This window comes from Paenibacillus solanacearum (assembly GCF_910593845.1).
GTDB lineage: Bacteria > Bacillota > Bacilli > Paenibacillales > NBRC-103111 > Paenibacillus_G > Paenibacillus_G solanacearum.
The window spans coordinates 179,819-201,182 of sequence record NZ_CAJVAS010000008.1 but is presented as its reverse complement, the minus strand read 5'-3'; the positions used below and the strand labels follow the sequence as shown (position 1 = coordinate 201,182).

The 21,364-nt window shown below is 52.1% G+C and carries 16 protein-coding genes; 1 reads left to right on the top strand and 15 read right to left on the bottom strand.

Annotated elements, in window-relative coordinates; all coding sequences use genetic code 11:
- Positions 1-61: 61 nt before the first annotated feature.
- From KXG62_RS11975 to KXG62_RS11915, 13 genes are all read right to left on the bottom strand, one after another.
- Positions 62-3,211: an Ig-like domain-containing protein gene (locus tag KXG62_RS11975; protein WP_218092196.1), complete on the bottom strand. Its 3,150-nt coding sequence runs from the start codon at positions 3,209-3,211 to the stop codon at positions 62-64.
- A 321-nt stretch (positions 3,212-3,532) separates the two neighbouring features.
- The gene (locus KXG62_RS11970; protein ID WP_246627406.1) at positions 3,533-5,272 is read right to left on the bottom strand and encodes an exo-alpha-sialidase; all 1,740 of its coding nucleotides are present in this window, start codon (positions 5,270-5,272) and stop codon (positions 3,533-3,535) included.
- Between the two features lie 261 nt (positions 5,273-5,533).
- Positions 5,534-5,959 carry a Rieske (2Fe-2S) protein gene (locus tag KXG62_RS11965; protein ID WP_218092194.1) on the bottom strand — a complete coding sequence of 142 codons (426 nt, stop codon included), beginning with the start codon at positions 5,957-5,959 and terminating at the stop codon, positions 5,534-5,536.
- Positions 5,956-7,095: an amidohydrolase family protein gene (locus KXG62_RS11960; protein ID WP_218092193.1), complete on the bottom strand. Its 1,140-nt coding sequence runs from the start codon at positions 7,093-7,095 to the stop codon at positions 5,956-5,958. The genes KXG62_RS11965 and KXG62_RS11960 overlap by 4 nt, the downstream gene beginning before the upstream one ends.
- A gap of 102 nt (positions 7,096-7,197) precedes the next feature.
- Entirely contained in the window at positions 7,198-8,103 is a 906-nt protein-coding gene (locus KXG62_RS11955; RefSeq protein ID WP_218092192.1) for an AraC family transcriptional regulator, read from the bottom strand.
- A 156-nt stretch (positions 8,104-8,259) separates the two neighbouring features.
- Positions 8,260-8,988: a glycerophosphodiester phosphodiesterase gene (locus KXG62_RS11950; protein WP_218092191.1), complete on the bottom strand. Its 729-nt coding sequence runs from the start codon at positions 8,986-8,988 to the stop codon at positions 8,260-8,262.
- A gap of 21 nt (positions 8,989-9,009) precedes the next feature.
- The gene (locus KXG62_RS11945; protein ID WP_218092189.1) at positions 9,010-9,906 is read right to left on the bottom strand and encodes an AraC family transcriptional regulator; all 897 of its coding nucleotides are present in this window, start codon (positions 9,904-9,906) and stop codon (positions 9,010-9,012) included.
- Between the two features lie 140 nt (positions 9,907-10,046).
- Positions 10,047-11,477, bottom strand: a complete 1,431-nt coding sequence (locus tag KXG62_RS11940) for a glycoside hydrolase family protein (protein WP_218092188.1) — start codon at positions 11,475-11,477, stop codon at positions 10,047-10,049.
- A 3-nt stretch (positions 11,478-11,480) separates the two neighbouring features.
- A complete protein-coding gene (locus KXG62_RS11935) occupies positions 11,481-13,469 on the bottom strand; it encodes an FAD-dependent oxidoreductase (protein ID WP_218092187.1) in 1,989 nt (662 codons plus the stop codon).
- A 211-nt stretch (positions 13,470-13,680) separates the two neighbouring features.
- On the bottom strand, positions 13,681-14,991 hold the full coding sequence (locus tag KXG62_RS11930; RefSeq protein WP_218092186.1) for an ABC transporter substrate-binding protein: 1,311 nt from the start codon (positions 14,989-14,991) through the stop codon (positions 13,681-13,683).
- An 87-nt stretch (positions 14,992-15,078) separates the two neighbouring features.
- Positions 15,079-15,474, bottom strand: coding sequence for a Rieske (2Fe-2S) protein (locus KXG62_RS11925; RefSeq protein ID WP_218092185.1), 396 nt, complete (start codon positions 15,472-15,474; stop codon positions 15,079-15,081).
- Positions 15,474-16,595, bottom strand: coding sequence for an amidohydrolase family protein (locus KXG62_RS11920; protein ID WP_218092184.1), 1,122 nt, complete (start codon positions 16,593-16,595; stop codon positions 15,474-15,476). The genes KXG62_RS11925 and KXG62_RS11920 overlap by 1 nt, the downstream gene beginning before the upstream one ends.
- Positions 16,596-16,939: 344 nt before the next feature.
- Positions 16,940-18,718, bottom strand: a complete 1,779-nt coding sequence (locus KXG62_RS11915; RefSeq protein WP_218092183.1) for a glycoside hydrolase family 2 protein — start codon at positions 18,716-18,718, stop codon at positions 16,940-16,942.
- 170 nt (positions 18,719-18,888) lie between these two features.
- Here KXG62_RS11915 and KXG62_RS11910 point away from each other — a divergent pair, with 170 nt between their 5' ends.
- Positions 18,889-19,674 carry a helix-turn-helix domain-containing protein gene (locus tag KXG62_RS11910; protein WP_218092182.1) on the top strand — a complete coding sequence of 262 codons (786 nt, stop codon included), beginning with the start codon at positions 18,889-18,891 and terminating at the stop codon, positions 19,672-19,674.
- Positions 19,675-19,789: 115 nt separating this feature from the next.
- On the opposite strand, the gene KXG62_RS11905 is transcribed toward KXG62_RS11910, so the two are convergent.
- Together KXG62_RS11905 and KXG62_RS11900 are read right to left on the bottom strand one after the other, a co-directional pair.
- Positions 19,790-20,164, bottom strand: a complete 375-nt coding sequence (locus KXG62_RS11905; RefSeq protein ID WP_218092181.1) for a Rieske (2Fe-2S) protein — start codon at positions 20,162-20,164, stop codon at positions 19,790-19,792.
- A gap of 5 nt (positions 20,165-20,169) precedes the next feature.
- Complete coding sequence (locus KXG62_RS11900; protein WP_218092180.1) at positions 20,170-21,321, bottom strand: amidohydrolase family protein; 1,152 nt, start codon at positions 21,319-21,321, stop codon at positions 20,170-20,172.
- Positions 21,322-21,364: the final 43 nt, after the last annotated feature.

Genomic DNA, 21,364 nt, shown 5'->3' with positions numbered 1-21,364 from the left:
TCGTTACTATACTTTTTTCCATGCTTCGATTTCCTTGCTCGCCTCTTCTTCCGCTTGCCGATTATTCCGGCAATGTCCATTGATCGAGCGGTGTCACCCTGGGCTCGACGAGCTCCGCGCTCTCGTCTGCGAGCGGTACGAACCGAACGGACAGAACTGCCGTTTCCACTCCGCTCAAATGAATGGTTAACTTCTTATAGCGGTCATTCGCACCTTGTTTCGGTGCCGGCGATGTCGGAAGCGGCTCTGCGCTCCTAACGGAAAACGATGCGCTGGTCTCACCCAACAATTGAACCATGACCCGCTTGCCCGCCTGGCTGAGAATCGCGCTTTTGCCGTCTGGACGAACATCGATTTGAGCCTGTGTATGCATAAACCACCAAACCTCGGACGGCTTCCTTAAATGAAGCTCATCTTGAATGAGCAGTTGCCGCCGGGAATCGAACATCATCATTCCGCGTTTGACGGAAAGAGCATCTTGTTTATATGCCGGGGTCAAATCCCCGATGGCCATAGCTCCATCGGCGTTCGAATCGAACTTCACGATCGCAGCCTTCGCCTCCAGATTCTGATCGGCCCCCGCACCGGGGTTGATCACAAGAGTGTTGTGCCCTTCCGCACGAGTGCGATAGTACTGCCATCGATTTTTTTGGAAATAATCGGGCAGGTTGTAATTATCGGCCCCAAGATCATGCACCCACCTGACTCCCAGCGCATCGTAAACGAACGTACCGATGTCGAGATGTCCATGGTTTACGCTGTTATCTCCGGCCTTGAACGCAGCGAAAGCGGCATTGTCCTGATTCCAGGCGCTGCGCATGGCTGCATTCTCGACATGGCGGAAATATGCGTCCCTGGATGGCGCATCCGTTGAGCTGGCATACGTATCCGGACGGTACCAGAGCAAGTCGAACAAACCGCCCCGATCTGCGTTATACGAATTTTGATGGTACCAGATTGCATCCTGTTGGCCGAATCGGTGTGTGAACCAAAGCGCTAGCGGAGAATTGATTTTACCGGCTCCTCCATCTGCAAAATTGAAGGTTCCTTTCGGACCGTTGATTTGAATTAAGAAACGAAACGCATTCGAGAAACCCTTCATATCGGTAATGCCGTAATCCGTTCCCAACGTTTTGTGCAGCGATTCCACAAAGTAAACGGCGTATTGGGTTCCGTATTCCCAGTATCCCGGCCCTTCGCCCCAGGCGCCATCCGGTGCATATTCGGCGATCATCGTTGGCAGCGATTGGATGGCGCCTTCGAGAATTTCGCCGGCAAGCGCTTCCAGCTCCGGATTCTCATCAGCGATGGCAAGCGCTCCCATTCCAATGCCTCCATTGCATACCGAGTTCCAATTATGGGTTGCCTTTGACCAGTCGGACTGCTTGCGGTACTCGCCCAGAGCCTGCTTCAATCCTTTGTCTGCAATCGCCGTGCGGAGCAGCTCTTTCCGCTCCGGAATCCAATAATGGTAAAGCCAGTCATACCCGATCGCAAAGGCATGGGTCATTTCCGCCGTGTCAAGAAAGTGGCTTGGATTCCAATCCTTGAAACCCTCTGCCGCCTCCAGTTCTTTCCAGGCTCGTTCGGCATACTTTTCATCCCCGCTAATCTGGTACGTCATGGCAAGTGTCCGTACACGCGATAATACCCGCCGGGACGTATCGAGCAGACGGCGTCCGTCCGGAAGCTCGTATTTGGATACCGGCTGAGGCAGGATCGCATCTGCCTCGGCGACCAAGTTGTTGTACCATTTCTTCATGTTCGCATCGGATTGGATTCCTTCTTTTATTCGAGTGAAATCATCCGCTGTTGCCATGAGTCGAGGATGCTGCTGCTCTGCGGAAGTCTCTTTCAGCTTCGCGATCACCTCTGTGCGGGGCGGGGCAACGAGCAGACTAACCTCGGCCTCCGTATTTCCCCCATTGCCATCTTGTACAGAGAGTGTGAACCTATCCGCTCCGAGATAATCGGTTTCCGGAACGTATGTCCAATCGCCGTTCGCCCCCAAAGCGACAGTGCCATGAGAGGGCCGCAGCAAAACGGAATAAGTCATCATGTCCCCGTCAACATCGTAACTTGATATTTTCGCTTTCAACGCGGTGTTCTTCAGCGTCTGTTTCTGCTCATGTTCCGCCATCGGAGCATCATTTTCCGGGACGATATCGATTGAAATCTCCGATGAGGCAATGCCTCCCTTCCCATTCGTGACGACTGCGATAAATTTGTCAGTTCCGGCAAAATCCGCATTCGGGGTATACGTCCAGGTGCCGGCGGGATCGAGCCGACTGGCGCCATTGCGGGGAAAATCGAGTACGGCATAGGAAAGCGTATTCCCTTCGGCGTCCCTTGTGGCCATCGCTCCGTTAACCTGCTGGTCTTCTTTCACCCTGTGTGTATCGTCGTCGGCTTTCAAATATCCGCCGCCAGCGCTTACTTCGACAGCCATCTCGGTTTTGACGCCGCTATCGACGGATTGAACCGTGATGCGCGCCGATCCTATCCCGACTCCGGTCACCATCCCTTCTTGGACTTGGGCAACGCCCGGGTCCGACGAGATCCAGGTCAGCCGCTTATTTCCGGCTTGCTCCGGAAGTACCGTTGCGCCTGCTGCCAGCTGCTCCCCGAGTCGCAAAGCCGCAGTTCTGCGGTCCAGGACAATATCCGCAACCGGAGTAACCTTCCGAAGCGCCACCCCGTCGAACCAGACCGTGCCTGTACCGTTCCAGATAAAAATCTCGAAGAGCATCTTGGTGGCACCGGCCGGCGCCTGGAACCTGTGGGTTACGAGCGTCCAATCTTCCGTTCCTTTCACGGAACCGAATGTAATATGCTTATTCATGTTGGCGTTCGCAGCGTTATAAAACTGCAGTCGGAACGTGGCCCCGGCGTCGTTCGACACAAGCTGATCCGTCTTGACCCAGGCCGATGCTTCGTAAAACTGATTTTCGCGAACGCTTACATTTTGAGATACCGCCGACCGTGTCGGCTTCGGACCCCCTTGCAGCTGTAATGCCGCCGTCCCGTCATGCTGCGCATCGAGGTCCACCGTCGCTTTTGCGACCCCGGTCAAGTTTACGACTTTCCAGCCGTCCGGCCGCCGTTCAGTCCAGCCGTCAGACGATGTGGACTTGTAGGCCTCGAATCCGCCGTTGACCACCATGTTGGGGGCGACGGACTCCGCCTTCGACTCCTTCACATTGGAAATCATCCCGAAGCCGCCTGCTCCTAAGACAAATAGGATTGAGATGCACAGCAATAAGAAAGACTTGTTTAACATTGGATACCTCCTTTACGTCGAATATGATCAAAGCCTAATACAAACTTGATGATCTAGTTATATTTACTATTTAGTTAATTAAATGATGAGTTGGTAAATATAACTCCCCATCATTATTGCTTTAACCCCCTCCATATGTCAATTCATTTTTTCCCATTTTCACGTCAATTTGAAAAACAAAACAAGCCACCGCCGTTGAAGTACCGACGCTAGCTTGCTGCCTAAAGTATTTATGCACTTGGATGTCAAACTCTACTCCAAACGGATCGTTAGCCATGTATCCTGATCGGTAAGCGAAGCGCCCGTAAAGGTGTCCGACGTTTTCGGGGTGCCGGCATCCTTGTTATACAAGATCGCATTAAAGCGCAGCATTTTCGCACCGCCAACGGCGATGCTTGATAACGGTAGGGCCGTTTTGACCAAATAGCCTGAGGTATTATTGCCCTCTTGGCCAACGGTTCCGTTAACCGCAGCAACCGACTTCACTTCTCCGAGCGGAAGCGTTTGGTAGGCCCCGTTGGCATATTGAGATATTTGAGTTACGCCGCTCACATTCACATCTAATTTGTAAAATGTTTGTTTATCATCTCCACTGCCGATATAGATCGATATCGTGTCTTCGTCCATAAGATACCGATCGAGACGCTCAACCAGCAAATACAGATTTTTGCCGTCGTGTGCCGACCGGATCGTCGCCTGAGCCTGACTGTCACTCCCAAGAAAGAGCGCATCCGTATGTTGGTTCCATTCATCCATGCCTCCACCCATCGTTATGGACCCTTTCTTCGCATCGATGCGGTGATTCAAGTACAGTCTTCCGATCATGATCGAATTCTTGTAATCCGAATTGCCGACAGAAACGACCTTGGGCATCGTAGCAACCAGCGCATGCGATCCGATCCTCTCCGTTGCGCCCCAGTACCCTTTTCCGGAAAAAGGAATATAGTCGCTTCCGAAGCTGCGCGCGCCAGTGTCCCCGATACGCAATCTGTAGCTCGATCCCTCGTTGTATGCAAGTACCGTTTCGCCCGACGGAAACTGTGCCAAATACGGCGCCGCCCCCGGATACATATTGCTGCTGCGGTCCGCCGGGCCGGGTTCGTCCGTCTCCAGCCCCTTCGCCCAGTTGTCGGAGGAATAGGCCACAGAAATTTTATATTTGCTATCGGCAAGCTGCGACTCCATCGCGAGGGCGATCCCTTTTCCGCCATTAAGCCATATGGCGCTCGGCATTTGGTCCGTAAACGACTTTACGCCTTTCTCCGTCGTCTTGACATACTGCTGCGCAATCCGGTGCGCGGCATACGGGGACTCGGTTACATGCGGCGTCCATGTTGCCCCATTGTCATAGGAACGGATGATCGCGGTTCCGCTGGAGTGCAGCGTGTTCTCTACGGCCATTTTCGGCGCGACATGCGTAAAATACACCTGAATCTCGCCAGACGGAAGCTGCAGCATGGACGGCTCCCAGTTAGGCCCCACATAGATGATCTTCTCGTCCTCCCAGGTTGCGCCTCCGTCGCCGCTTCGCCTCATCATCAAGCCGTTGTGCTCTGGCAATGTTGTGTATCCTTTATTGGCGCGGTAGGAGGCGATCGCGAGCAGATCACCGTTTTGCAGAACAATCGCATCTACTGTCGAGAAACACCGGGAATCGGTTCCGTTCAAAATTTTATAGGACGTAAAGAGCGGTCTCGGCTTTGTCCATTCGACCAGATCATTGCTTTTGACATAATAAATGTTCCAGCCGATCTTCCCGTCCTGATAAAACAAAATGTAGCTGCCATCCGCAAGCTTTTTGAGACGCGGATACATGGCCTTATTCGTACCGAGCTGTGCTGCGTTCAGCTCCACATATTGACGGATGTTCAGTTCGAGCCTGCTGCCTGCCGTCTCGCTTTCGTGAGAGTTTAGTTCTCCCGCGCCGGTATTCAAATGTTCGATCATGCTGATCTTTATCGATGTACTATTTGGATCAGCCGTCCGTTTCATTTCGCTCACGATGTGATCTCCTTTATCCTTCAGCTCTGTTCCGGGCAGTCGATCCGTTTCGCAGGAGACAAGCAGACTGCCCGCCAGCATGAACGCAAGAAATGCAGGTAAACGCCTTATTGTGAACACGCGAACCGATTCCCCACCTTTCTTTAAAATAAAGAAGCATACCTGCTTACGCGAACATCCTCATTTCATTAACCCAATCCAACAGAAAGCCGGCTGCATGCAGCCGGCTTCGATGACGTGACCGGTTCTCTGCTACATATGCACGATGACGTGACCCTCTTCAACGGATACGTCGAACTTTTCCACCGTGACCTCGTACGATTTCGTTCGCATCGCCGGATCGACGATCATGCAGCCGGTCTTGATATCGAACTCCCATTGATGCCACGGGCATCGCACGATCTCCCCTTCCCGCTCGTAATCGAAGCTTCCCGGCCCTTTCGAGACGACGAGCGGCTTCACCAGCCCCTTGCACAGCTCCGCGCCCTGGTGCGGACAGACGTTGCGCAGCGCGTGAAATTGCCCGTTGATGTTATACACTCCGATGCTGCGTCCGCCGGCTTCCACGATCTTCTTCGCTCCGGGCGGAATATCCGATACGGTGGCTACGACATGCCGCTGCAGCGGAGCGGCGGATTGGGATAATGCCTGTACTTGCGGCGACGGCTGCTGGCTCATGCCTGTTCCTCCTCTCGCACGGAATCGATCGAGGGAAGCCCGTACAGCTCCGCCGCATTTTGATAAAAGACGCGGTCTGCCAGCTCGTTTTCCAGCCGCGGGAGCGCATGCTGAGGGGAATCGAAGTCCCAGTGCGGATAGTCGCTGCAGAACATCATCGTCTCTTTCGCACAGATGCCTTCCATCATTTGATCGAACACTTCGCGGTTCGGCGTCGTTTCGATCGGCTGCGTCGTTACGCGGACATGATCGCGGAAATATTCGCTCGGCTTTTTGCGGACCCACGGCGTTTGTACCCGCAGCGCCTTCCAATCCTGGTCAAGCCGCCACAGGTACGGCACAATCCAGAACACCCCCGCCTCCTGCAGCACGACCTTGAACGTCGGGAACCGTTCGAACACGCCCTCGAAGATAAAGCTGGCCAGGTGCGCCATCATCACCTGCGGACGGGCCGCACGCGATTCGATGTAATGGGTGACGTGACCGGCGCCGGTCGCCGGAACGTTCATGCCCGCTCCTTCGCCGCTGACATGGATCGTGAGCGGCAAATTATGCCGAACGCACGCTTCGTAGATCGGATAGTAATACCGGTTGCCGTATGGAAATATCGCTCCGTTCTGGACAAGAACCTGGACGATTTCGGGTCGCGATCCGATGCGGTCAATTTCTTTGGCGGCGGCAGCCGGATCCTGCTTCGGGATCAGAATCGAGCCTCTGAGCCGCTTATCGCCCGCAAGCCAATGCTCTAGCGTATAGTCGTTCACGGCGCTGCAGTAAGCCGCCGCATAATCAAAATTGATGGTCGACTGAACGCCTAGGCTTTCACCAGTCAGAATGCCGTACTTGATGTTGTACGGATCGAGCAAATGCTTCTGCATATATTCGAGACTGCTGCCGGCCGGACCGCCTTCCGGTGGAAACGAATCGACCATTCTTCCGCCGACTCCGCCGTTGAAGTGCATGGAGCCCGGCATCGCCGAGCCGTATGTTTCCACAAGCTCCCGGTATTCCCGCGGCAAGTACGGTTTGATCACATTCAGCCCCGTGAATTGGTGAATATCGCAATCGATAATCGGACGCTTCACCTTCGGGCGTTGAACCGTTACCTGCTTCGTACTGTCTTCTGTCGTTTGCATTACGTTCCCCTCCAACCTATGTCGCATGTGTGATGTTTACAAGCTTATTGTAGCTTGGAGGGGGCCCCATGAATTGCTGATTATTGACGGGTTAATGCTTGATTATTGACCAGTTTGCGGTTCGAATATTTTGTGGCGGAAAGCGGACGGCGTTTCTCCGGTTAGCGTCTTGAAGTGCTTGCTGAAATGGGAGGAAGAAGGAAATCCGATCATGTAAGCGATCTCAGTTATCGATACATCCGGTGCCTCGCGCAACAGCCGTTTGCCTTCCGCTACGCGCTGCAATAGCACGTACTGGTAGAAGCTGATGCCCATCTCCTTCGTAAAGCTTCGCGTCAAATATTCTTCGCTGACAGCGAATCGCTTGGAAACCGCCTTGAGCGACAAATCCTCTCCCAGACTTTGGCACACATAATCCGAGCAAAACTGTACGAGATCGGTTACTTTGCCATTCGCTTGCGGGGATAATGTCGCCGTTTGCTTATCCCCCAAGCTTCTTTCCAGGAAGACGGTGAGCTCCAGCGTATGCGACAACGCCATGCGTTCCCAACCGATTTCCCGCACCTTAAGCTCATGCCACAGCGTCTTGCACATATCCTCAAGCTGCTGAAACTGCTTCGGCGTGAGCGTGAAACTTAGGCATGAGGCTTCCGGAATCCATCCGAAATCGATGAGACGATGCAAGCTTGGAAGCGTGTGGCTATCGTCTTCGCCGAAATTGATGCTGATGACCGTACGCTTATAAGACGATTTGGAAATCATCTGATGCGGCACCATCCCTCGAAAAACGAGCACGGAACGAGGATACTGCAGCCATATTTGTTTTCCGACGACCATCGTACCGGTTCCATCATGCGTAATGTGAATTTCCAATCCAGGATGATAATGGTAATCGGTTCCTTTGAGCCATTGATGACTGTGCATTACGATCGGAAAACGATTCAGCTTATTCTCCATATCTGCGTTCCACTGCAGTTTCTCATGGATGATCGAATCTTTCATATCCATAGCCTGTGTCTCCTATTCCAAGATACGCTTGCGTCTACTGTTAACTATGTCACAGACAACCGATTCATTCAATGATCTGACTTTCAATGGATGACAGTAAAAAATCCCCAATTTCTGGGGATTTCACGGATTCTCTTGTATTTTTTATGAGATGGATTACAGGGCTGACTTACCGAGGCTTGCAGCCAATTTGTCGGGAAAATTGATCGTCATGCCGTCAACACCGCAGCGAAGAGCATGGTGCATCCATTCTTCGTCCGCTACGCCCCAAGCCCGGACTTCCAGCCCGCGGCTCTTCGCCAACAATACGTTCTCCGGCGTTAACTGGCTGCAGCGAGGGCAAATTTGTGTGCCGTCAATCGCTTTGACCTGTTCGATCGCCTGTTCGTCGAACGTCTTGACCAAATACCCGATGCGTATGTCGGCATCGATCGCTCTTGCAGCGACGAGCTCTTCATAAATGAATGAGGTAAGCGTGACACGTTCCTTGACATCGTAGGCCCGAATCATTTCCAGTGTCTGCTTCTCAATGCCCCGCTCTTTGAACTCTAGAGCGAAATGCAGGGATTTCGCACCGAAGCCGTGCAGAAATTGCTCCAGCTCAACCAACCGCTCTCCCTCATACCTGGGAGAAAACCAGGAACCTGCATCCAGGCCGCGAAGCTCTGCCCATGTATATTCCGACGCTTTTCCCGTCCCGTTCGTCGTGCGATCCAGCTTCTCGTCGTGGAGCAACAAAATGACGCCATCCCTGCTTATTTTAAGATCGGTCTCGATGCCATTGGCACCCAGCTCAACCGCTTTGTAAAAAGCCGCCATCGTATTTTCCGGGGCGTATTCGGAAGCGCCACGATGCGCCAGATTGCTTATGTATCGTTCATTCATTGTTATACCCTCTCCCTTTCATTACGGTTCCAATATTTTCTGACGGTAGACGGACGGCGTTTCCTCGGTCAACAGCTTGAAGTGGCGGCTGAAGTGAGAGGATGACGGGAATCCGATGATGTATGCAATTTCGGAGATGGATACATCGGGTGCTTCCCGAAGCAATCGTTTGCCCTCGGCCACCCGCTGCAGCAGCACATATTGATAAAAGCTGATGCCCATCTCCTTGGTAAAGCTGCGCGTCAAATAGGCTTCGCTGACGGCAAAGCGGCGTGCGACCGTCTTTAACGACAAGTCCTCCCCCAGATTGCCGCACACAAAGTCCGAGCACTGCTGCACAAGATCCGATTTTCTGCCTGACGTTTGCGAAGACAATGCCGTTACCTGCTCAGGCTCGACCAGCATCCTTTGCAAAAAGACGGACATTTGCAGCACTTGGGCCAGTGCCACCTGCTCCCAGCCGGTCCCTCGGGTCATCAGCTCATGCCTCAGCTCCTTGACCATTTCTTCCATCCGTAGAAACTGCTTCGGGGTAAGCGAGAAATTCAGGCATACTTCGTTTGGAATCCACGCAAACTCGATCAACTGGTGCAGACTCGGCAGCATGCCGGTATCTTCATCGCCAAAATTAATACTGACAACGGAACGTTTATAGGAAGAACGTGAAATCATCTGGTGCGGAACCATGCCGCGAAAAACAAGCACAGAACGAGGCGACTGCAGAACGATCTGCTTGCCGACAACCATCGTTCCAGTACCCTCGTGTGTCATGTGGAATTCCAGACCGGGGTGGTAGTGGGGACCGGTACCTTTCATCCACTGGTTGCTGTGCAATACGATTGGAAAATGCTTCAGCTTGTTTACCATATCTTTATTCCAATCAATATTGTTGTTCTTAATCATATCCTTCATGTCCATTGCCCGTGTCACCCCATCCGAAGAAACGCATCGTTATACTGTTAAATATGTCACAGTTAAACGCATCATTCAACGAAAAAAATCCTCCTCGCAATTCACGAAGGAGGATTTCAAGCGGATGCCGGATGCGGATTCAAGCGTTATCGTTTCTTTTTCTTGCGAAGCTTCAAGTAAATGAAACCCATGATCGCAGTACCACCGGCAAGTATGCTGAGCGGCACTGCTGGAGATGCAGAACGTGCTTCGTTCTGCCCGGGTTCGCCTGCTGCCGATACGTTTTCATTTGCCCGTTTGGTTCCGTTAGGATTTGCTTTATGCGCGCTGAACGCCGCAATGATTTTTTTAGCGTCCGGGTTCGTTATTTTTTTGACGTTGCCATTCCTTGTAACATAATCCTCAATACCCGTTGGCCTTTGAGTTGTATTCGATACTTGTATCGGCTTCGGATTGCTGAAGCCTTGAGTCAAGTCGGTGAAGGTCGTGTAGTACATGCCGCCGTCGGTTAATAGATCCGCTGACTTATATACATAGTTATCCGTATACAAGTAAAAGGTATCGCCAATCTGCACCGGATAGTTGCCTTCAAACAGCCTTTTAAATTTACGGCTTCCTGCATCGATAAACGCATTAGGAGCTTCTGCCCCCATACCTGAATAGACAAGAGCGGGTGAAATTCGTTTCCACGGTTTTTCCGTCATGAGATCATCCGCTCCCCAGATCTCAATCTCGCCCCACGGATCTACTTTCGTAAACTGAATATACGAATAGCCGTATTTTGGCTTATTGTCCTTATGTATAAAGACATAGGAACCGATCCTGCTGATTTGCTCTTTTTCGCCTTTATAAAGCTTATATGACAAGCCTTCTCCTTCGCCCCAATTAACCTTTCTCGGTTTCCCGAAGGTGATGTTTTTGAGGTTCAGGTCTTCTTTGCTTTGGCCGTCTGTCCCCCAGCTTTCGACCGGAATGATAAAGGTATCCATAATGGGGTACGATGCAAAGGGCAGCAATCCATGGGTAATTCTCGGTTGAGCGCTTTCGAAACTGACGATCACATAAGTCTTATCGCCATCCTCGACCCATTTCGGCCCCCAGTTATAAACCTTTCCCGGCCGCTTTCCTTCGATATTCGTTATTTCGTATCTGGCGTTATTGAGATGCGTCCAATTCAGCAAATCTTTGCTCTTTTGAATATGAATCGCGAACTGCTCCTTCTCCGTAGCGGTCGACAGCATGTAGAACATGCCGTCTTTATACATCAGACTTGAATCTCTTCCGGACAGGCCGGTTTCACCTAAATAGGTAAAGTCTGTCCCGTTATTGGAAGCATACAACCCGATTCTTCGATCAATCGGACGCTTGGGCTCCTTTTCGGACTTGGCCTTCGTACTGGCCGTGAAGAACGTACCGACGATCAAGTCTCCGTTCTCAAAATCCACATGGTGATTCATAGCCTCCTCCTTATTCCGATCGGAAGCGCTCGCGGCATGCAAATGTCCAACGGCCGTGGGCATGATGCTGATAAAGACAAATAAGAAAACAAGAATACCGGTATAGATTCTTCTTTTCATAAGTCAGTCCTTTCTTTTCGGATCGGTCATACGGTTGTTCAGCATCCCCCCGTATAATCGATACAATAGCAGACAGGCGTTCCCCTTGGTCATCGCTTCCTCCGGCTCCGTTTCCAAAGGCCGCTGTATGCCAACGATACCGCACTTGCCTAATTCATATTTCACGATTTGGAAAAACTCATTCCCGCTCACAGGGTCCGGGTCCGCCGATGGCAGGGACCGTTCCTGCGCCAGCGTTTGAGCTGTCTCTAGAGGGTTCAAGCCGCCTGCTGCCAAATGGCCGAAGCTTTTCGCCCATATGCGGGCGGTATGCCAGTCAAGCAGCGCCTCCGGCTTGGCCTCGTAGCAATCGAAGAAGCCCTTCGTTCCGAAAAACTGCACGGCAGGCTCCCATTCCTGTCCGGCCGACAGATCGAAATCTTGAAACAGGCTGACCATCACCCGGTTGTCCGCCAGCTTGCGAACGAGCCGGTTTGCATCCAGTTTTCCCGGCGTCGTTCCCAGCTCCGCAGCTAGCGAAACGGCAAATGCAGCCGATTCCCCCAAATGGATAAAAACAGGCTCCAGCCGGAGCGTCCCCCACCCCATATGCGAGCAGGACAGACATACGGTCACCAGCAGATTATCCGTATCTTTCGGCAGCAGCACACGGTAAGGAATCTGCGAAGGCCGCGTGATATCGGCCAAGTTCAGCACACCATCGTTCAGGCTGCCGGGGCGCCGGTCCGCGGTACAATCGTGAGCGCTGAGCGGCCAATCGGCAATGCCGACCGAGTCGGCATGGATGGGAGCCCGCTGAATACCGGATGCCTGTAAGGCGTCATGCTCCGTGAATACGTAGCGCCCCATCAGACGCCTTCCCTCTCGGACCAATATTTCATAAGGGAAGTGTCCGTTGTCGGCGAACTCGTCCTTCGGCAGCCCCCAACGCAGCGCTTCCTGCCGCACCTCCGGACGAACCGCATCGTCATGCTGAAGGAAATACAGCATGCCTAACGCAAAATCTTTATGCTTGCGAACGATGTCCTCCCGGCGAGCCCAATTCGCTGTCGGGTATTCCAAATTTGCGCCCAGCAGCAGCGGGTCGTTCCATGTCAACTTGTCGTTAGGCAAATGGCTTCGGAGTGACCAGCTGCCGTCGCTTAGCATAAGATGGCTCCGCAGCGGAAACGTTGTGGCATCTTGCTCCTCCGGCTTCTTCACGATGCCCAGGTACAGACTTCTGTCATACGTTTCCGGCCTATCTGGATACACGCGGTTGTCCGGGTTACAGGTCAGGATGACCCGGTAGTTATAGGCCTGGAACGCATCGTCGCCTTCGCCGGAAGGGTCGGCATAAATTCGCTGCCCAGAGTCCGAAACCGTACGTAAATCAAGCAATCCGTCCACAGCGTCTGGTGTAATCGGCCCGCCGCCCGGAAAGGCGAACAATTTCCCCGCATGCGGTTCGCCGTACGCGTTGCGCCCTTCGCGGCCGGTTCGCATCTCCTCACCCGCCTCGGCGGCAAGGTCTCCTTCGTAGCTTGCATCGACGAACGCACCCGCTTCGAGCCGGACCCTCGAACCGTCATCAAAGCTTTGCAGCGTCACGGCAGACAGCTTGCGACCGGACCGCTCTACAGATACGGGATAATACCGGTACAGGGTTGAAATCCGCGGCTCCGCATGGACCAGTTCCTTGAATACCTGCTCTGCCACATGCGGCTCGACGTGCAGCTTTCCTTTGGCGTAACACGCCTGATATGGTGTGGATTCCTCGCCGTATACCGCTCTGTAATACTCCCGCACCCGGCGAACGAACGTTTCATAAATTGGAGCGCGAAACCCGGCATACACGTTGTCCGTCACACCGAGCCCGGCACTCATGATGCCGCCGAGCCTGCTCGTAAAGCTGACCAGCACGACTTGCAGGCCTTCTCTGGAGCACCGCACCGCACAAGCGACTCCGCTTGGCGTTCCTCCGACAACAACGACATCCACTTTGCGATTCATGAGCTGCCTCCTTCTGATTGCTAATCCGCAAACGAACTCAACCCTTTATTTCAGGCAGTGGCACAATGCTGATTTTAACCTTGTCAGGGGAATAAAAGATTTACGATGATTGACGAATTTATAATCAATTATTGACCTGTTTATTCATCCCCTTAGAAAAAGGACGCCGCGTAAATAGTTACCGCGACGCCCGTTTCTCTATAGCTCCTGCTTACTGCTCTTTCTTTACTTCCGCAGCGATTTTCTTGTTTGCTTCTTCCTCCGCATCGCGCAGCGCCGTATTCACATCTTTTTCCTTCAGCGCTACAGATCCAGCAGCCTTGCTGAGCTCTGAGCTAATAATGGAATAATACTTATGCGTAACCGCAGGGGATGGTTTCATCTTGAAAATGGCGGCCGTATTTTTCCCCTGCAGTACCGGAATCTCCTTGCCGTAGTCGCGTTTCACCTCATCCGTTTTGGGCAGCACCGTCAACACGCCCTGCCGGTTCATCATCCCCTGCACCTCGGCCTCTGTGAGCAGCTTGATGACCTCGAATGCCTCCTCCTTGTATTTGCTCTTGTTGCTGATAAAAAACGCATGCGCGGCCGCATCTCTGCCTTGCCCCAAATTCTCTTTAAAGTTCGGGTGCGTCACCATATCCCACTTGAACGAATCGCCCTGCTTTTCCATATCGTTCAATTTGCCAAGCACATCGTTTTCCCAGCCCGCATACATCGCCAAAGTTTTGTCCTTCAGAAACGAGTTCACACCGTAGGTGTATTTTTTCCCCTGAACAAAGCCGGGTACCTCGTACACCTGATTCAGCATCGAAAACACTTTTTTCCAATTATCGTTGTTCACCTGCGCAGTATTGCCTGTGCCGACTGATCCGCCGGTCAATGTGTTAACTGCAGCTGGAGACGTAGGATCCAGACCGATGTAAGCGGTGCCGTTATCCGTTTTGGTCACTTTTCTGGCTAAGGCGATCGCGTCATCCCATGTCATGCCATCTTTCGGATAAGGAACGGCAAATTTATCGAAAATGTCCTTGTTGTAGAACAACGCGCCGTAATGCGTTTCATAGGGCAGCCCGTAAAGCTCGCCCTTGCCCGCAAAGCTTTTGATCGTACTCATCGCCATCGGCTCGAACCGCGACGTATCGACTTTATGCTTGGCCACGAACGGATTTAAGTCCTCGGAGATCCCCAGCTTGACGAATAATTCCGTATCCTTGTACGGCGCTCCCCAAAAATCAGGAATCTGATCCGCTATAATCGAGTTTTCCCACGTAACGCCGCTGCCGAACTTGATGACATTGACGGTAATGTGCGGAAACTTCTTCTTTACGGGCTCTTTAATGAACGCCTCCACCTGGGCATCTGTCATCGAGTACGAAGGCTTAAAGTTTAATGTAATCGGTTCCGCTGTCTTTTTGTCATCCGGTGCTTTCCCGCTCCCATTCCCCGCATTCGAGCAGCCGCTTGCAAGTGCGATGACGACTGACAGCCCTGCATATAACCCCCATTTGATTTTGTTCATGTTTTGTTTGTCCCCCGACATTAAATTCACTATGGTTTCTCTGTATTCTCTCACTATTCGTTTCTTAATCCTATTGTTTCTTTGTTGTTAGATCACAAGATAAATGTACTGTTGATCCATCTCAAGGACGCCCGGTTCGAGATTTTCATTGATGGGATTGCCGACCTGCAGCTTGCCTTTTCTCAGCTTCGTATCCGGATCGACCAAATGCTCGCCGGTCAACAGATCAAACTCCCATCCATGCCACGGACACCGAAGGATTTCATTGTCGCGCCCATATTTGTATTCATATACTAGAGACGGAAGCCGGGTTCCGCATACCTTGCCCAGGCAAACCTGCGCACCTGCGTGCGGACAAACGTTCCGCCATGCATAATACCGGCCGTCAATCCGATAAATTCCGAATTGGATCCCCCTCACTTCCACAATCTTGTGCCCGCCGTCGGACAATTCGTCGACCTGCAATACCGGATAACGTTCCACTAGGAGTTCACCTCCGCTTTGCCGGTCTTCTTCAGCGGCAGACCGTACAACTCGGCTGCGGTCCCCGCCAAGATTCTTGCCTTCAACTCGCGCGGCATGGGAGGAAGCACCACTTTCGGATTGTCAAAATCCCAATGCGGATAATCCGACGAATACATGATCGTCTTCTCCGCGTCGATCATCTGTAATATTTGCAGAAACTCGCCCGGTCTTTCCGGTTCTTCGATCGGCTGAGTCGTCAAACGGATATGCTCCTTGATGTACTCGGACGGCAGCCTTTTCAACCAAGGGGTTTGCGAACGCAGCGCCTTATAGTTCTTATCCATCCGCCACATCAGATGCGGAAGCCAGGCGACGCCTCCTTCGATGCCGACAAACTTCAGCCCCGGAAACTTCTCGAACACGCCTTCGCACACCAAGCTGTTCACATGGGCCATAAAGGTCAACGGAATTATATTATGCCATTCCATGTATCGCGTCGGATAGCCTACGGGTGTCGGCGGATACATTTTGCCTTCCGTACCGGGGTGAAAGGCGATCGGCAGACCGTAACGTTCCGCCGCCTCATAGATTGGATGGTAGAACCGCTGGCCATACGGTGCACGTACACCGCTGCAGACAATGATCTGAACCATGTCGGGATGATCGCCCAAACGTTCGATTTCCTTCACAGCTTCTTCGGGATCGGATACATTGACCGCGATCGAACCCTTGAATCGGGGATCGACCGTGAGCCAGTTCTCAACCGTATGATCGTTGTAGGCGCGAATGACAGCGCTCGCATAATCCAGGTCTGGATGCAAGGCAAAAGAAGCCTCCGAGCCTCCTGTGAGAATGGCGTAATCGATCCCGTAATGCTCCACGTGATGCTTCAGCATGAAGTGCGGATCTGAGCCTGCCGGTCCGCCTCCTTCAGGCGTGGCGTCTTTGCGGGAAACGCCGATCGGCGTCGGGAATACGTTGGCCAATCCGCTCCCATAGGTTAAATACTGCTCATGCCACACCTTCGGCAAATATGGGAGCAAATCTTGTTTGCGTTTTGGCGACTGGTGCACGTCCGTATCGATAATCCCTAACGGTTCGCGGATTGTTGCTTCGTTAACATTCGATGCTTGATTCATCTTCCCCACTCCATTTCATACCGATGAATAACCTGTTCATGCATGAAACCGGTTATCTCTGTTTAGTTTGAATGATCGAGCTCTTACCTTCATCTTACACACACAAAGTTTCAATATAAACTCACTCAATTTAGTTATTTTTGTCACTTTATTTGGTGTTTTTCACTTTGGCGCTTACGTCTTCGATGAGGATACGCTCGCGTGGGTTAATCGATCGCTTTCAACACATGATACAACAAAGAAGGCTATCTCACAGCAGCAAAAAACTACTGTAAAATAGCCCCTCTCTTCGAGCGTTTATTCAGGGTATAATCCCGAATACCCTCTCTATGGCATACCTATATTCAGCGATGAATACGGTGCTTCACTTTGCCTGCTACAATTTCCTTGATTTGCTCCAGCGGGAGCTTCGGTGTACGGTCGTATGTCAGAAGCCCGTTAATCTCCTGCTCCACATCCGTCAGTTGGGTATAGCAAAACCCTTGTACTACCGGAGAATCCAGCATCGGCTGAATGACCGCCTTCAGCTTGCTGCGGTAATCCTCTTCGTTCTCGGCGCCGGAGTAGCCCCAGCCCTCCCATTCGCTTTTTTTGAAAGAGATGCCGCCAAATTCGCTGACCAGGACAGGTTGTCCTTCGTAGACGGTTCCGCCGACAAAGAACGTTTTCCCGTGGCCGCGAATCGTATTCAGCGTCTTGTCCAGCGTCGAGTAGGTTTCATCCAATACGTCCTGCTTCGCTTCATAATCGTGAATGGTGCATAGATCCGTCTTCATATGCTGCCAGCCGTCATTGGAAACAACGAGCCTCGAAGGATCGAGCGACTTGGTCAAATGATACATCGCGAGCGCATGCTGCTGCTGGCGCACATCGTCTTTAATGTCCCACACGCCCCAGCTTTCGTTAAGCGGAACCCAGGTCACGATGCAGGGATGATTATAGTCGCGCTCAATCGTCTCCTGCCACTCCTTCGTAAACAGCGGAACGTACTCGTCCGAATATTGGTACGCGTTGGCCATCTCACTCCATACGAGCAGCCCCAGCTTGTCGCACCAATACAGGTAGCGCGGATCTTCGAGCTTCTGATGCTTCCTCGCTCCGTTAAAGCCCATCTGCTTCGTCAGCTCAACGTCTTGCTTGATCGCATCATCCGATGGAGGCGTTAAATTGCCATCCGGGAAATAACCTTGATCCAGCACAAGCCGCATATAATAATCCCGGTTGTTGAGACATACGTTGCCGTTCTCGATCGAAACTTTCCGCATCCCGAAATAGCTGTCCGCTTCGTCGACAACGAGACCATTTTTCAGCACGGTAAAATGAATATCGTACAAGTTCGGATGCTCGGGCGACCATAGATGGCATCTGCGGAACCCGGCAAAATGCTGCAGCATGACGGAGAACGTCTCGATGCTCGCCTTATGGCGAATCGTCGTTTCGCTGATCTCCTGACCCTTGAACGAAATGTTTACCTTCAGTTCAACGAGTTCGTCCGGGTCATGCCCGTTCACGGATGTTCGAATATGAAGGGTACCCGTGTCGATATCCGGCGTAAGCTTCACTTTCTCCAGATGTGTCCGGTCGACCGTTTCCATCCATACCGTCTGCCATATACCCGTCGTTCTCGTATAAAAGATACCTTTGGAAGCAGGCAGCCAGTACTGCTTGCCCCTGGGCAGCGACAAGTCCTTGCTGTAATCCTCCGCTCTTACGACGATGACATTTTCTCCTTGAACGAGAGCCCACGTAATATCGGCTTTAAAAGGCGTGTGACCTCCTTGATGCATAGCAGCCAGCTCGCCGTTCACCCAAACTTTCGCTTCGTAATCGACCGCCCCGAAATGCAGAATGACTTGCTTGCCCTGCCAGCCCTCGGGTAAGGATACCGTTTTCCGATACCAGACCACATCGTGAAATTCGTTCTCGCCTATGCCGCTCAGCTTGCTTTGGAAAGCAAACGGCACTTGGATGCGTTTGGTATACGCCCTGCCCGATTTATGCCATTTCTCAGTCTCCCCTGCACGGTCGTCGTCATAGTCAAATTCCCACTCGCCGTTCAGGCTCATCCAGTCGTTTCTTACAAACTGCGGTCTCGGATAATCACTTCTAGGCTGATTGGTCATTGTTCTGCCCCTTTTATTTTAGTAATGAGTCATCTTCATCTTACACACACAAAGTTTCAATATAAACACACTCAATTTAGTGATTTTTGTCACTTTATTTGGTAAAATCCATTTTTGTTCCTGCTTGTTTGTGGTAAGTTTATGTGAAAGCGATGAAGTGAGGTGACGGTATGTACCAGCATCCGTACAGATTAGACATGTGCGCCTACTTTGGACCAAGGAAAGATTTTTTCAAATCGGCGGAAGTTCATCATAATTACGTTATTATTGGAATAGAATCCGGCGCATTCGAATATGTGGTCGGCAAGCAAAGCGGACGGGCTTCCTTCGGAGATCTTGTGTTTATACCGCCGGGCATGATGTTCAAGCGTAAATCGCTGGAAGACATCACCTTTCACATGCTCTGCTTTATCCCGCTCTTTGAGCCGGATCCCGTCTTCGATTCACTGCCTGCGGGCAAAGTGACCATCTCGAATGTGAACCGGCTTTCCTCAACATACTCCTACTTGCGCCAATCTTGGCGCGAACACGGAAGCAAGTCGAAAGATACGGGCTTTGCTTTGCATTTGCTAATGGATTTGCTGCACCTGAGCCTATTAGAGCGAAAAAACGTTCAAAAGCGCAAAAACAAGACAGATCACCGGATGCGTCAGGCCGCCGAATTCATTCACCGGCACCTTTTCGACGAATTGAGCATGAAGGTCATTGCAGCCGAACTCGGCATCAAGCCATCCGAATTGACCCGCCGCTTCCGCTTGGAATATGACGTCACGCCGATCGAGTACGCCACTCGTCTTCGACTTGAGAAGGTCAAGAAGCTGCTTCTGGAAACGGATCACACCTTGGAAGCGATCGCCTCGCAGTGCGGTTATGAGAACGGGTCGTACCTCGGCCGTGTATTCCGCTCCAAGGTCGGGATGAACGCGTCCGATTTCAGAAGGAACAACCAGATCTGAACATCCGCTATATGCCAATGACCGAATCTGCGATCGAAAGCCCTTTACTTCCGGAGAAATAAAGGGCTATCTCATGCCTAGTCCATATCGAGACCTTCGCATTCTTAACCGTCTGTTACATATGAACGATGACGTTTCCTTCCTCAACGGAGACACCGAATGTTTCGACGGTCACCTCATACGATTTGGTTCGCATGGCCGGATCGACGATCATGAAGCCCGTTTTGATGTCGAATTCCCACTGATGCCAAGGGCAGCGCACGATTTCACCCTCGCGCTCGTATTCGAAGTTCCCGGGGCCGGAGGAGGCGACAAGCGGCTTCGTCAGCCCCTTGCATAGCTCTGCGCCTTGATGCGGGCATACATTGCGAAGCGCGTAGAACTTTCCATGAAGGTTGTACACGCCGATGCTGCGTCCACCCGCTTCTACGAGCTTTACAGTACCGGGCGGAATTTCCGATACTTGTGCCACGATGTGCTGCTGTGTCATGCCTGCTACTCCTTCCTCTCCGCCTTGCGCTGAGGCAGGTTGTAAATTTCCGCCGCATTCTGATAATAGATGCGATCCCACAGTTCGTCATTTAAGCGTGGCAGCGCCATCAGCGGAGAATCGAAATCCCAGTGCGGGTAGTCGCTGCAGAACATCAAAGTCTCTTTTGCCCACATATTTTCCAGCATCTGATCGAATGACGCGCGGTTCGGCGCTTCTTCAATCGGCTGGGTCGTGACGCGAATATGGTCGCGGAAATATTCACTCGGTTTCTTCTTCACCCAAGGCGTCTGCACGCGCAATGCCTTCCAGTCCTGATCCAGCCTCCACAAATACGGCACGACCCAGAAGACGCCCGCCTCCTGCAGCACCACCTTCAGTGTCGGAAACCGCTCGAACACACCCTCGAAGATGAAGCTCGCCAGGTGGGCCATCATCACTTGCGGACGCGCCGCCCGCGACTCGATATAATAGGAGCCGTGTCCGGCTCCGGTAGGCGGTCCGTTAACACCGGCGCCTTCATTTCCGACATGAATCGTAAAAGGCAAGTTATGACGCACGCAAGCTTCATAAATCGGATAATAGTGGCGGTTACCGTACGGCAGCGTGGCACCATTCGAGACGATGACCTGAGCCATATCCGAACGCCCGCCAACCCGGTCGATTTCCTTGACCGACAAGGTCGGGTCCTGTTTCATAATGAATACCGAGCCCTTCAGCCGGCTGTCCTGCGTAAGCCATTGATCGATCGTGTAATCATTGACCGCACTGCAGATCGCAGCCGCATAATCATAATTGCCCGAGCTTTGCATTCCGAAGCCTTCTCCGGTCAGAATGCCGTATTCCACGTTGTATGGATCCAAGTAATGCTCCTGCATATATGCAAGATCGCCTCCGGCCGGGCCGCCTCCCGGTGGAAAGGAATCGACCATTCTTCCGCCGAGTCCTCCGTTAAACCCGCCGGCAACCGGCGCCCTGCTTGGCTTTATGGTACCGGAGATCGTCTCCATAAGATCCAAATACTGACGAGGCATATACGGCTTGAGCACGTTCAGGCCCGTATAGTGATGGATATCGCAGTCAATGATCGAGCGTTTCATCTTTGGACGATTGGCCGCCGCCTGCGTGGCTTTTTCTTCTGTAAATTTCAAATTCATTTTCTTTCCCCTCCAAGTGAAAAGTCGTCAGTATCAAGTTGCG

Excerpts from the sequence above, each read along its gene's own strand:
- KXG62_RS11905 (WP_218092181.1), bottom strand. The coding sequence starts at position 20,164 with ATGACACAGCAGCACATCGTGGCACAAGTATCGGAAATTCCGCCCGGT.
- KXG62_RS11960 (WP_218092193.1), bottom strand. The coding sequence starts at position 7,095 with ATGCAAACGACAGAAGACAGTACGAAGCAGGTAACGGTTCAACGCCCG.
- KXG62_RS11965 (WP_218092194.1), bottom strand. The coding sequence starts at position 5,959 with ATGAGCCAGCAGCCGTCGCCGCAAGTACAGGCATTATCCCAATCCGCC.
- KXG62_RS11955 (WP_218092192.1), bottom strand. The coding sequence starts at position 8,103 with ATGGATATGAAAGATTCGATCATCCATGAGAAACTGCAGTGGAACGCA.
- KXG62_RS11975 (WP_218092196.1), bottom strand. The coding sequence starts at position 3,211 with ATGATTTCCAATGTGAAGGAGTCGAAGGCGGAGTCCGTCGCCCCCAAC.
- KXG62_RS11940 (WP_218092188.1), bottom strand. The coding sequence starts at position 11,477 with ATGAAAAGAAGAATCTATACCGGTATTCTTGTTTTCTTATTTGTCTTT.
- KXG62_RS11935 (WP_218092187.1), bottom strand. The coding sequence starts at position 13,469 with ATGAATCGCAAAGTGGATGTCGTTGTTGTCGGAGGAACGCCAAGCGGA.
- KXG62_RS11920 (WP_218092184.1), bottom strand. The coding sequence starts at position 16,595 with ATGAATCAAGCATCGAATGTTAACGAAGCAACAATCCGCGAACCGTTA.
- KXG62_RS11900 (WP_218092180.1), bottom strand. The coding sequence starts at position 21,321 with ATGAATTTGAAATTTACAGAAGAAAAAGCCACGCAGGCGGCGGCCAAT.
- KXG62_RS11915 (WP_218092183.1), bottom strand. The coding sequence starts at position 18,718 with ATGACCAATCAGCCTAGAAGTGATTATCCGAGACCGCAGTTTGTAAGA.
- KXG62_RS11970 (WP_246627406.1), bottom strand. The coding sequence starts at position 5,272 with ATGAAACGGACGGCTGATCCAAATAGTACATCGATAAAGATCAGCATG.
- KXG62_RS11930 (WP_218092186.1), bottom strand. The coding sequence starts at position 14,991 with ATGAACAAAATCAAATGGGGGTTATATGCAGGGCTGTCAGTCGTCATC.
- KXG62_RS11910 (WP_218092182.1), top strand. The coding sequence starts at position 18,889 with ATGTACCAGCATCCGTACAGATTAGACATGTGCGCCTACTTTGGACCA.
- KXG62_RS11950 (WP_218092191.1), bottom strand. The coding sequence starts at position 8,988 with ATGAATGAACGATACATAAGCAATCTGGCGCATCGTGGCGCTTCCGAA.
- KXG62_RS11945 (WP_218092189.1), bottom strand. The coding sequence starts at position 9,906 with ATGGACATGAAGGATATGATTAAGAACAACAATATTGATTGGAATAAA.